The organism is Streptomyces erythrochromogenes (genome assembly GCF_040684695.1).
Lineage (GTDB): Bacteria > Actinomycetota > Actinomycetes > Streptomycetales > Streptomycetaceae > Streptomyces > Streptomyces erythrochromogenes_C.
Genome location: NZ_JBFBGM010000023.1, coordinates 25886 through 38050 on the forward strand (window position 1 = coordinate 25886; position 12165 = coordinate 38050).

Consider the following 12165-nt stretch of genomic DNA (forward strand, 5'->3'; position numbering starts at 1 on the left):
TCCGGTCCGCTCCGTGCTCCCTACTCCCGGGGGGCGCGGGCCGAGGGGTCGTGCCAGTGCGGTTGCGGCCGGTTCAGGAACCACTCGCCGAAGCCCAGCGGGCGGCCCCCGGGCCCGTTGCCGGTGCCCCCGGCGGGCACGGAGTCGTGGAAGAGGCGGCCGGGGCGGGCGCCGAGGCCCTCCAGGAGCCGCGCGGTCTCCTCGATGAACTGCGCCGGCCCGCTGAGGTAGACGTCCTGGTCGGGCCAGAGCCCCCGGTTGCACAGCGCCGTCGCGAGCCGGTCGGTGGCCTCGTTGCGGTGCCGTCCGGGCGCGGGCGTGATGTAGGTGACGTCCAGCCAGCCGCACGAGGTGCCGTACGCGTCGATGAGCGGCCGGTCGTAGAGGTGCGCGCCGTCACGGGCCACCACGAAGAGCCGTACGTCCTGATCGGGCGGCCGGTCCGCGAGCTCCTCCAGCATGGCCCGGATCGGGGCCCAGCCGGTGCCGGCGGCGATCAGGCTGACCGGGCGGTCCGAGCGGCGGAAGGTCAGCTGGCCGCCCGCGGCGCCGAGTCTCAGGACGTCGCCGGGCCGCGTCTCGTGGACCAGGGCGGTGCTGAGCCGCCCGCCGTCGATTCGGCTGACGTGCAGGTCGACGGTGCCGTCCGGGCGCGGGGCGTTGCCGAGGGAGTAGGTGCGCCAGGTCCTGGGAACGCGCTCGCTGCACACGCTCGTGTACTGGCCGGGGAGATAGGGGAAGGGGGCGTGCGGACGCAGGGTCAGCACGCCGATGTCCCGCCCGTACTGGAGGTGGCGCACGACCTCCGCGTCCCACCACGGCGGGTCCTCGCTCGCGTCGGCCCCGGCGAGCATGGCGTCGGCGATCAGCTGGTAGGCCTCGGTCCAGGCCTTCTCCACCTGCGGGGTCCAGGCGGCCCCGGAGGTCTCGGCGAGCGCGGCGAGCAGGCTGGAGCCGACGACCGCGTAGTGCTCGGGCCGGACCAGGAACTTGCGGTGGTCGCGTCCCAGGTCGCGCAGGTAGGGGCCGAGGGTCTCGTCGTCGAGCCGGGAGACGACGTGGGTGAGTGCGGCGAAGAGCCGGTCCCGCTGGCGTTCCATGTCCTCGGAGGAGAGCGGGAAGAGGTCGCGGACTCCGGGGTTGTGCCAGAAGAGGTGCGAGTAGAAGAACTTGACGGCGTGCTCGGCCCGTCTCTCCACCACCGCGAAACTGCTTTTCAAGATCCTCACGTCCACCAACCGAAAGTAGGAGTGCCGGACGGGGCGAGGTCAAGTGTTGTCCGATCTGCGGACAGCCGCGACGAAGCAGTCATATGGGGTGGCGGCCCGGCGGGTCGCGGCCCGCGCCGGTGCGCCGGTGGGTGGCGGCTAGGGTCGGGGACATGCACGATCAGTCGTCCACTCCCCCCGTCGGCGCGGCGCCCGAACTCTTCACGTGGGAGTTCGCGACCGACCCGTACCCGGCCTACGCGTGGCTGCGCGAGCACGCGCCGGTGCACCGCACCAAGCTCCCCAGCGGGGTCGACGCCTGGCTGGTGACCCGGTACGCGGACGCCCGCCAGGCCCTCGCCGACCAGCGGCTCAGCAAGAATCCGGCGCACCACGCGGAGCCCGCGCACGCCAAGGGCAAGACCGGGATCCCGGGGGAGCGCAAGGCGGAGCTGATGACGCACCTGCTGAACATCGACCCGCCGGACCACACCCGGCTGCGGCGCCTGGTGTCGAAGGCGTTCACCCCGCGCAGGGTCGCCGAGTTCACCCCGCGGGTGCAGGCGCTCACCGATCACCTCATCGACGGGTTCGCGGGGAGGGGGGAGGCGGACCTCATCCACGAGTTCGCCTTCCCGCTCCCCATCTACGCCATCTGCGAGATGCTCGGCGTACCGCGCGAGGACCAGGACGACTTCCGGGACTGGGCCGGGATGATGATCCGCCACGGCGGCGGTCCGCGCGGCGGCGTTGCCCGGTCGGTGAAGCAGATGCGGACCTACCTCGGCGAACTCATCCACCGCAAAAGGGATGATCTGGGCGACGACCTGATCTCCGACCTGATCCGGGCGAGCGACCACGGCGACCACCTGACGGAGGGCGAGGCCACGGCGATGGCCTTCATCCTGCTCTTCGCCGGTTTCGAGACGACCGTGAACCTCATCGGCAACGGCGTCCACTCCCTCTTCATGAACCCCGTCCAGCGCGAGCGGCTGCAGAGCTCCCTGGCCGCCGGGGAGAGCGGACTGCTGGCCACCGGCGTCGAGGAACTCCTGCGCTACGACGGCCCCGTGGAGCTGGCGACGTGGCGGTTCGCGACGCAGCCGCTGACGCTCGGCGGCGAGCGGATCGAGACCGGTGATCCGGTCCTGGTCGTCCTCGCGGCCGCCGACCGGGACCCGGCGCGGTTCGCCGATCCGGACACCCTCGACCTCTCCAGGACCGACAACCAGCACCTCGGGTACGGGCACGGCATCCACTACTGCCTGGGTGCGCCGCTCGCCCGGCTCGAAGGACAGACCGCCCTCGCCACCCTGCTGACGCGCCTGCCCGATCTGGAACTGGCCGTTCCACCCCAAGACCTGCGCTGGCGTGGGGGGTTGATCATGCGTGGGCTGCGTACTCTTCCCGTTCGCTTCACGGCTCAAAACACTTGTGCGACTTCTGATTAAAAGTCAGATTCAGCTTGAACTTGTGACAATCGTTCGAAGGCCGCTAGGTTCTGCCGTTACCCCGCTGTTATGCGAAAGGTGATCCCTCATGCTCTCCGGGAACGGCCGTCACAGACGCCCCCGCCAGGTCCCCGCGCTGGTCGTCACAGCCGGTGTCACTGGCTCCGCGCTGGCCATGCCGCTGCTGGCCGCCACCAGCGCGACCGCTGCCGACACCGCCACCTGGGACAAGGTGGCCGAGTGCGAGAGCGGCGGCTCGTGGAGCGCCAACTTCGGCAGTGGCGCTTACGGCGGGCTCCAGTTCACCCAGGAGGAGTGGCAGAGCGCCGGCGGTCTGGACTTCGCCGAGCGCGCCGACCTGGCGAGCCGTTCGCAGCAGATAGCCGTGGCCGAGCGCGTACTGGCCTCCCAGGGCCCGCAGGCCTGGCCGCTGTGCGCGGCCTCCGCCGGACTGGACCAGCAGGGTCCGGCCGCCGTCGTCGATCCCGGCCTGCCCGGCAGCCCCGGTGCGGTCGGCCCCGCGCCGTCCCGCCCCGACGACACCGTGCCCTCCACCACGGGCGGCAAGCCGGCCACGGACTTCGGGCTCCCGACCGCGGAGACCCCCAGCCCCTCGGGCAGCCCCTTCCTGATTCCCGACGCGCCGTCCGTCGGACTGCCCGTCATGCCCGCGCCCGACGTCCCGACGACGCCTCCGGTCGACCCGGGCACCCCGGTCGTCCCGACCGACCCGACGACCCCGCCGGTGACCCCCACCGACCCGACGGTCCCGACCCTCCCGACGGACCCGACGGCGCCCACGACCCCGCCGGTCACCCCGAGTCCGTCCCCGACCGACCCGGCCGACCCGACGGCCCCCGTGGCCCCGACGGCCCCGGCGACCCCGGACGCCACTCCCGCCGAGGGCAACGGCAAGCACCGCGGCGCCCCCTCCCCGGAGGAGGGCACCCCGTCCGATGCCGCGACGGACCCCGTCTACACGGTGCAGGCGGGCGACAGCCTGGCGACCATCGCGGTTGCCAAGGGCGTGAAGGGCGGCTGGAGCGGCCTCTATGCGGCCAACGAGCAGGTCATCGGCGGCGACGCCAACCTGATCAAGCCCGGCCAGAACCTGGATCTAACCACCTAATAAGGACAGTTGGTTCGACCGGAAAGACCTGATTGTCTGTTTTCTGCAAGTGAGACATGTGTCTCTTCCGGTCAACTGGCGTGTCCCGCCCGGGGGCTTCCGCAAACCCCGTTCTCACCTGCGCAAACACCCCTGCGGGGAGCGCAAGTAGGGGCCGTTTCTCCCCGATGCTCCTGGTTGAGCATCGGGGAGGGACATGTCTACCTTCTGAGTCGCCCGCCACCGCGGGCTCCTTCGACCGCATCGCCGAATCCTGCCGGCGGACGGGGGGAACAGTCGTCGCGTCAAGCGCCGAAGGCAGGAGCGGGGGAACCAAGGTAGGTGCCGCGAGCGGCCGTTGAGAGACGGTCACGCAACCGGCTTGGGGTTAAGCGGGGCGCAAGGTCGCACCGCCGGGCACTCACAGGCCCGAACCCGACAGCTCACCTCGTAGGCGTCGGTGAGGAGAAACTCCATGCTGCTTTCCGGCAAGGGCAAGCATCGTCGCGGTTCCAAGGCCGTTCGCATCGTCACGCTCGCCGGTGTCGCCGGTGTGGCCGTCGCGGCCCCCCTGATGACCGCGGGCGCCGCCAGCGCCGCCACCGCGTCCGAGTGGGACAAGGTCGCGCAGTGCGAGTCCGGTGGCAACTGGTCCATCAACACCGGCAACGGCTACTACGGCGGACTGCAGTTCTCGTCCTCCACCTGGTCCTCCTTCGGCGGCAAGTCCTACGCCCCGCAGGCCAACCAGGCCTCGAAGGCGCAGCAGATAGCCGTGGCCGAGAAGGTCCTCAAGAAGCAGGGCAAGGGCGCCTGGCCGCACTGCGGCAAGGGTCTGTCGAACTCGTCCTACACCGGTGGCGGCTCCACCGAGACCCCGGCCTCCACCAAGCCGAAGGCCGAGACGAAGAAGACCGAGACCAAGGCCGCCCCGAAGAAGACCGAGACCAAGGCCGCGCCGAAGAAGGACACCAAGCGCACCGAGGTCCCGACCACCCGCTCCGAGCGCACCGAGGCTCCGGCCGCGCCGAAGACCGGCAACGGCTCGTACGAGGTCAAGGCGGGCGACACCCTGGGCACCATCGCCGAGGCCAACGGCGTCAAGGGCGGCTGGCAGCAGCTCTTCGAGCTCAACAAGGACATCGTCTCGGACGCCGACCTGATCTACCCCGGTCAGAAGCTGAAGCTCAGCTGAACACCGCGGCAATAGCCGCAAAAGCGTATGCAACGCGCAGAATTCCCACCGCCCGGCGCCCCTTCCCCCCACGCGCCGGGCGGCGGTGTGTGCGGGCCCGTGAGCCGATGATCAAGGGTCGTATGTCCCGGAAGAGGGGTATTCGGTCCCTTTTTCGTCCCAGGGGTCGGGCGGTCGGCCGGTCGAACCCCGGAAGCCGGTTAGGCTCTAGGCGGCAAGGCCATCCCACGGCCTGACGCCACCGCACACCCAGCGTCACATCCCAGAAGGAGATGCTCGTGCCGTCCATCGACGTCGTCGTAGCCCGGGAAATCCTGGACTCCCGAGGCAACCCCACGGTCGAGGTCGAGGTGGGCCTCGACGACGGCAGCACCGGCCGTGCTGCCGTTCCGTCCGGCGCCTCCACCGGTGCATTCGAGGCCATCGAGCTCCGTGACGGTGACCCCGACCGTTACTTCGGCAAGGGTGTCGAGAAGGCCGTCCTCGCCGTCATCGAGCAGATCGGCCCGGAGCTCGTCGGCTACGACGCCACCGAGCAGCGCCTGATCGACCAGGCCATGTTCGACCTGGACGCCACCGACAACAAGGGCTCGCTCGGCGCCAACGCCATCCTCGGCGTCTCGCTTGCCGTCGCCCACGCCGCGTCCGAGGCCTCGGACCTCCCGCTCTTCCGCTACCTCGGCGGTCCGAACGCGCACCTGCTGCCCGTTCCGATGATGAACATCCTCAACGGTGGGTCGCACGCCGACTCCAACGTCGACATCCAGGAGTTCATGATCGCCCCGATCGGCGCGGAGTCCTTCTCCGAGGCGCTGCGCTGGGGCGCCGAGGTCTACCACACCCTCAAGAAGGTCCTCCACACCAAGGGCCTCTCCACCGGCCTGGGTGACGAGGGCGGCTTCGCCCCGAACCTGGAGTCGAACCGCGCCGCGCTCGACCTCATCATCGAGGCCATCAAGCAGGCCGGCTACACCCCGGGCACGGACATCGCGCTCGCGCTCGACGTCGCCGCGTCCGAGTTCTACAAGGACGGCCAGTACGAGTTCGAGGGCAAGTCCCGCTCGGCCGCCGAGATGACCGACTACTACGCCGAGCTCGTCGAGGCGTACCCGCTCGTCTCCATCGAGGACCCGCTGTTCGAGGACGACTGGGACGGCTGGAAGACCATCACCGACCGCCTCGGCTCGAAGGTCCAGATCGTCGGTGACGACCTGTTCGTCACCAACCCGGAGCGCCTGGCCCGCGGTATCGAGGAGGGCTCCGCGAACGCCCTGCTCGTGAAGGTGAACCAGATCGGTTCGCTGACCGAGACCCTGGACGCCGTCGAGATGGCCCAGCGCAACGGCTTCAAGTGCATGATGTCGCACCGCTCCGGTGAGACCGAGGACGTCACCATCGCCGACCTCGCCGTCGCCGTGAACTGCGGTCAGATCAAGACCGGCGCCCCGGCCCGCTCGGACCGCGTCGCCAAGTACAACCAGCTGCTGCGCATCGAGGAGATCCTCGACGACGCCGCGGTCTACGCGGGCCGCAGCGCCTTCCCGCGCTTCAAGGGCTAATCACCCCCCTGAGGGGCTGGCCTCCGTACGTCCCCGCACTCGGTCCCGTACCGTGTGCGGGGACGTATTGCGTAGTGCGTACAAAGGGGAGGCGGACCAATGGCCGGGAACCGGGATCGGTTCTCCACCTTCTCCACCGCGACGCGGCTCAAGCAGCTCGGTGAGCGGACCGCGGCCCATGTCTACCGCTCGCAGTCGCGCCGCCAGGTGCGCCGCAGCCGCCTCACCGGCAGGGCCGCGCTCCTGGTGCTCGTGCTCTGTACGCTGGTCGTCGCCCTCGCGTATCCGATGCGCCAGTACGTCTCCCAGCGCTCGGAGATCGCGGAGCAGCAGCGGGCCGCCGCGGCGGCGCGGGACCGCCTGGAGCGGCTCCGCGACGAGAAGGCCCGCTGGCAGGACGACGCCTACGCGGAGCAGCAGGCGCGCAAGCACCTGCACTTCCTGCGTCCGGGGGAGGTCGGCTACATCATGAGCGACCCCGGATCACGGCCCCCGGAGCCGCACCGGACCGGCCAGGCCGGCTCCGACCGCCCCTGGTACTCCAACGTCTGGGACGGCGTCGACAAGGCCGACCGCCCGGGCGACTAGAACCGCATCACCCATCCACGAGAACGAAGAGACTTCCTCCAGGCATGCAGACGCCCCCGCCCCAGACCGACCGGACCGAGCCGACCGACGCGGACATCGAGGCGTTCGAGCAGCAGCTCGGCCGCCCGCCGCGCGGGCTGCGCGCCATCGCGCACCGCTGCCCCTGCGGGCAGCCCGACGTGGTGGAGACCGCGCCGCGGCTTCCCGACGGCACCCCCTTCCCGACGCTGTACTACCTGACGTGCCCGCGCGCGGCCTCCGCCATCGGGACGCTGGAGGCCAACGGCGTGATGAAGGAGATGCAGGCGCGGCTCGCCGAGGACGAGGAACTCGCCGCCGCCTACCAGGCCGCGCACGAGGACTACATCCGGCGCCGCGACGCCATCGAGGTGCTCCAGGGCTTCCCGAGCGCCGGCGGCATGCCGGACCGGGTCAAGTGCCTGCACGTGCTCGTCGGTCACTCCCTGGCCGCCGGCCCCGGCGTGAACCCCTTCGGCGACGAGGCCCTCGCGATGCTGCCCGAGTGGTGGGCCAAGGGCGCCTGCGTCACGCCGTGCGGCGAGAAGAAGGAAGAGGAGTCCCGGTGACCCGGGTCGCGGGCATCGACTGCGGCACCAACTCCATCCGGCTGCTCGTGGCGGACTGCGACCCGGCCACGGGCGAGCTGGTCGAGCTGGACCGGCGGATGACCATCGTCCGGCTCGGCCAGGGCGTGGACAGGACCGGGCGCCTGGCCCCGGAGGCGCTGGAGCGCACCTTCGCGGCCTGCCGCGAGTACGCGGCGGTCATCAAGGAGTTCGGCGCGGAGCGGGTGCGCTTCGTGGCGACCTCCGCCTCGCGCGACGCCGAGAACCGGGACGACTTCGTGCGCGGCGTCGTGGAGATCCTGGGCGTCGAGCCCGAGGTGATCTCCGGCGACCAGGAGGCGGAGTTCTCCTTCACCGGCGCCACCCGGGAGCTGACCGCGCACGAGCAGCTGGAGCGGCCGTTCCTGGTGGTCGACATCGGCGGCGGCTCGACCGAGTTCGTGGTCGGCGACGACCACGTGCGGGCCGCCCGCTCCGTGGACGTGGGCTGCGTCCGGATGACCGAACGCCACCTGGTGGTCGACGGCGTCGTCACCGACCCGCCGTCCGAACAGCAGGTCGCCGCGATCCGGGCCGATGTCGAGGCCGCGCTGGACCTGGCGTCCGAGACCGTCCCGCTGGCCGAGGCGCGCACCCTGGTGGGCCTGGCGGGCTCGGTGACCACCATCGCGGGCATCGCGCTGGGGCTGCCCGAGTACCGGTCGTCGGAGATCCACCACGCCAGGGTCTCCTACGAGCAGGTCCGGGAGATCACCGACCGGATGCTGACGGCCACGCACGACGAGCGTGCGGCGATCCCCGTGATGCACCCGGGCCGGGTCGACGTGATCGGCGCGGGCGCGCTGGTCCTGCTGGCCATCATGGAGCGCACCGGCGCCCAGGAGGTCGTGGTCTCCGAGCACGACATCCTCGACGGCATCGCCTGGAGCGTCGCGGGCACCGCGTAAGCCCCTGAGCCGCCCGAACCACGACGGCGCTCCGGTCCCCCGACCGGAGCGCCGTCGCCGTTCTCAGATGTCGCGGCAGCCGTCGCGAGCCATGGCCTCACCCGGAATGACCGGTGGAATCATCTGGTCCATCGGCCGAACGACCTTCGAACCAGGGTGTGGGGGGTCGTGGAGGCCATGATCCAGAAAAAGTTCGTGAAGTTCTTCACAAGGAAAAGGGGCCTGCTGGGTCCGAGGAAGGGCCCTTCGGGGCCTTCCGGAGGGTCCCTGGCCCCTTTTGTCTCGCGTTCGTGCGATCGACGGAGGCGACTGGTTTCGTGTCGGAGGTACGGACGAAACCCGGTGGTCTACTCCGGTCAGAGCCTTGGAGGCCAGTTCAGGGCGGGTGAACAACGACTCCGGATACCCCTTGGTTCCCGTTGCGCGTCATGACGTCCGTCACGTGGGCGGCGGAGTGTAGCAGAGGCCCTCCCGCTCCTTGTGAAGGGGCTCACGAGCAACACCCCAATGGGTGCTGGATACTCGTTCTCATGAGCACCACGGAGCGTCCCAGGATCCTCGTTGTAGGAGGTGGGTACGTAGGCCTGTACGCAGCCAAGCGCATCATGAAGAAGATGCGCTACGGCGAGGCGACCGTCACGGTCGTCGACCCGCGCTCGTACATGACCTACCAGCCCTTCCTCCCCGAAGTGGCCGCAGGCAGCATCTCGCCTCGGCACGTCGTCGTCCCGCTGCGACGCGTGCTGCCCAAGGCAGAGGTTCTCACCGGCCGGGTCACCAGCATCGACCAGGACCGCAAGGTCGCCGTCGTCACGCCGCTCGTCGGCGAGGCGTACGAGCTGCCCTTCGACTACCTGGTGATCGCGCTCGGCGCCGTCTCCCGCACCTTCCCGATCCCCGGTCTCGCAGAGCAGGGCATCGGCATGAAGGGTGTAGAGGAGGGCATCGGCCTGCGCAACCACGTACTCGAGCAGCTCGACAAGGCCGAGTCCACGACGGACGAGAACGTCCGCCGCAAGGCCCTCACCTTCGTCTTCGTCGGCGGCGGCTTCGCCGGTGCCGAGACGATCGGCGAGGTCGAGGACATGGCCCGCGACGCCGCGAAGTACTACTCCACGATCAAGCGCGAGGACATGCGCTTCATCCTGGTCGACGCGGCCGACAAGATCCTCCCCGAGGTCGGGCCCAAGCTCGGCACCTGGGGCAAGGAGCACCTCGAGTCCCGCGGCATCGAGATCTACCTCAACACCTCCATGGACTCCTGCGTGGACGGCCACGTGGTGCTGAAGAACGGCCTCGAGGTCGACTCCAACACCATCGTCTGGACCGCCGGCGTCAAGCCCAACCCGGTGCTGGCCCGCTACGGCCTGCCGCTGGGCCCCCGCGGCCACGTGGACGCCCAGCCGACCCTCCAGGTCACGGGCACGGACTACATCTGGACCGCCGGCGACAACGCCCAGGTTCCGGACGTGGCCTCCCGCAAGGCCGGCGTCGAGAACGCCTGGTGCCCGCCGAACGCCCAGCACGCGCTGCGCCAGGCCAAGGTCCTCGGCGACAACGTCATCTCGGGCATGCGGGGCTTCCCGCAGGCCGAGTACTCGCACTCCAACAAGGGTGCGGTGGCGGGCCTCGGCCTCCACAAGGGCGTCGCGATGATCGTCATGGGCAAGACGAAGATCAAGCTCAAGGGCCGGCTCGCCTGGTACATGCACCGTGGCTACCACGGCATGGCCATGCCGACCTGGAACCGCAAGATCCGCGTCTTCGCCGACTGGACCCTCGCGATGTTCCTCAAGCGCGAGGTCGTCTCCCTCGGCGCGCTGGAGACCCCGCGCGAGGAGTTCTACGAGGCCGCCAAGCCGGCGCCGGCCCCGGCCGCCGCCGCTGCCCCGGCCGAGAAGGCCAAGGCCTCCTGACCCTGCGTCGGGAGCCCGGCCGCTGAGCCGGCCGAATGTACGACCCCGAAGGGGCCGCCCGCCATCCGTGGTGCGGGCGGCCCCTTCGGCGTACCCGGGGCCGCGGATGGGTAGAGGGATGGGTCGGAACTTTGTGGAGGTGCGCCATGACCGACGCCGCTCCGCGGCTGGCCGCTCTTGCCGAGACCCTGCTGGGCGGCCCCCTGCCCGTGCGCATCCGCGCGTGGGACGGAACCGAGGCCGGGCCGCCCGACGGCCCCGTACTCGTCGTCCGGGGCCGCCGTGCCCTGCGCCGGATGCTGTGGAAGCCCGGAGAGCTGGGCCTGGCCCGGGCCTGGGTGGCCGGCGACCTGACCGTCGAGGGGGACCTGTTCGAGCTGCTGGACCGGGTGGCCGGCCTGCTCTGGCAGCGGGACCGCGAGCCCGCCCCGCCCCCGTCCCTCCTGGGCCCGCTGCGCCCGCGCCTGCCCCGCCGGGTCTCGGCCGCCGCGGACACCGCCGCGGCCGCCGCCGCGCTGCTGGGCGACGCGGACGCGCGGGGCGCCGTACGGGACCTCGTCGCCCTGGCCAGGCCGTGGCCGGCGCCCGCGCCGCCCGCGGAGGAGGCCGCCCGGCGCGGCGGACCCCGGCACACCAGGGGCCGCGACCGGCAGGCCATCAGCCACCACTACGACGTCGGCAACGACTTCTACGAACGGGTCCTCGGCCCCTCCATGGTGTACTCCTGCGCCTACTGGACCCCCGGCTCCACCCTGGAGGGGGCCCAGCACGACAAGCTCGACCTGGTCTGCCGCAAGCTCGGCCTGAAGCCCGGGGACCGGCTCCTCGACGTCGGCTGCGGCTGGGGCTCCATGGCCCTGCACGCGGCCCGCGAGTACGGCGCCCGCGTCACCGGGGTCACGCTCTCGCGCGAACAGGCCGTGTACGCCCGCAAGAGGGTCGCGGACGAGGGCCTGGCCGACCTGGTCGAGATCCGCATCCAGGACTACCGGGACGTCAAGGACGGCCCCTACGACGCCATTTCCTCCATCGGGATGGCCGAACACGTCGGGGCCGACCGCTACCGCGACTACGCGCGCACCCTGCACGCCCTGCTGCGCCCCGGCGGCCTGCTGCTCAACCACCAGATCGCCCGCCCGCCGGAGGCCGACGAAGCGGCCTACCGGGTGGACGAGTTCATCGACGCCTACGTCTTCCCCGACGGGGAGCTCTCCCCGGTCGGCACCACGGTCGGCGAGCTGGAACGGGCCGGCTTCGAGGTCCGCGACGTGGAAGCGCTGCGCGAGCACTACGCCCTGACCCTGCGGGCCTGGGTGGCCCGGCTGGAGGAGCACTGGGACGAGGCCGTGGCCCTCACCTCGGCCGGCCGGGCCCGGGTCTGGCAGCTCTACATGGCCGCCTCCGCCCTCGGATTCGAACGGGGGCGCCTGGGGGTCAACCAGGTGCTCGCCGTGCGCTCCGCGGCACGCGGGGACTCGGGGCTGCCGCTGCGGCTGCGGACCTGGGGCGCGCAGCCGGCGTAATCGTTCCTGCACCGCACCGCGCTGCTCAGGACGACGGGAAGGGCCCCGGGGCGTGTCCCCCCGGGGCCCTTCTCCGTGTCCTC

Annotated in this window: 10 protein-coding genes and 1 riboswitch; of the genes, 9 read left to right on the plus strand and 1 reads right to left on the minus strand. The window is 71.1% G+C overall.

Annotated features, from left to right (window positions below; all coding sequences use genetic code 11):
• Positions 1-20: 20 nt before the first annotated feature.
• Complete coding sequence (locus tag AB0O53_RS28080) at positions 21-1202, minus strand: globin domain-containing protein (protein WP_365199201.1); 1182 nt, start codon at positions 1200-1202, stop codon at positions 21-23.
• 179 nt (positions 1203-1381) lie between these two features.
• On the opposite strand from AB0O53_RS28080, the gene AB0O53_RS28085 reads away from it, so the two are divergent.
• The 9 genes from AB0O53_RS28085 to AB0O53_RS28125 all read left to right on the plus strand — a co-directional run bounded on the left by AB0O53_RS28085 (position 1382) and on the right by AB0O53_RS28125 (position 12082).
• A complete protein-coding gene (locus AB0O53_RS28085) occupies positions 1382-2659 on the plus strand; it encodes a cytochrome P450 family protein (protein WP_350994221.1) in 1278 nt (425 codons plus the stop codon).
• Between the two features lie 88 nt (positions 2660-2747).
• Positions 2748-3788, plus strand: coding sequence for a transglycosylase family protein (locus tag AB0O53_RS28090; protein ID WP_365199204.1), 1041 nt, complete (start codon positions 2748-2750; stop codon positions 3786-3788).
• Between the two features lie 279 nt (positions 3789-4067).
• Positions 4068-4239, plus strand: a riboswitch (cyclic di-AMP (ydaO/yuaA leader).
• A gap of 3 nt (positions 4240-4242) precedes the next feature.
• Positions 4243-4962: a transglycosylase family protein gene (locus AB0O53_RS28095; RefSeq protein WP_350994217.1), complete on the plus strand. Its 720-nt coding sequence runs from the start codon at positions 4243-4245 to the stop codon at positions 4960-4962.
• A 278-nt stretch (positions 4963-5240) separates the two neighbouring features.
• Entirely contained in the window at positions 5241-6521 is a 1281-nt protein-coding gene (gene eno, locus AB0O53_RS28100) for a phosphopyruvate hydratase (RefSeq protein ID WP_350994215.1), read from the plus strand.
• A gap of 99 nt (positions 6522-6620) precedes the next feature.
• Entirely contained in the window at positions 6621-7109 is a 489-nt protein-coding gene (locus AB0O53_RS28105) for an FtsB family cell division protein (RefSeq protein ID WP_350994213.1), read from the plus strand.
• Between the two features lie 44 nt (positions 7110-7153).
• Positions 7154-7696: a DUF501 domain-containing protein gene (locus AB0O53_RS28110; RefSeq protein WP_350994211.1), complete on the plus strand. Its 543-nt coding sequence runs from the start codon at positions 7154-7156 to the stop codon at positions 7694-7696.
• Positions 7693-8643 (plus strand): Ppx/GppA phosphatase family protein, encoded by a 951-nt coding sequence (locus tag AB0O53_RS28115; RefSeq protein ID WP_350994209.1) that lies wholly within the window; start codon positions 7693-7695, stop codon positions 8641-8643. The genes AB0O53_RS28110 and AB0O53_RS28115 overlap by 4 nt, the downstream gene beginning before the upstream one ends.
• A 530-nt stretch (positions 8644-9173) precedes the next feature.
• The gene (locus AB0O53_RS28120; RefSeq protein WP_350994207.1) at positions 9174-10559 is read left to right on the plus strand and encodes an NAD(P)/FAD-dependent oxidoreductase; all 1386 of its coding nucleotides are present in this window, start codon (positions 9174-9176) and stop codon (positions 10557-10559) included.
• A 146-nt stretch (positions 10560-10705) separates the two neighbouring features.
• Entirely contained in the window at positions 10706-12082 is a 1377-nt protein-coding gene (locus tag AB0O53_RS28125; protein WP_350994205.1) for a class I SAM-dependent methyltransferase, read from the plus strand.
• Positions 12083-12165 lie beyond the last annotated feature (83 nt).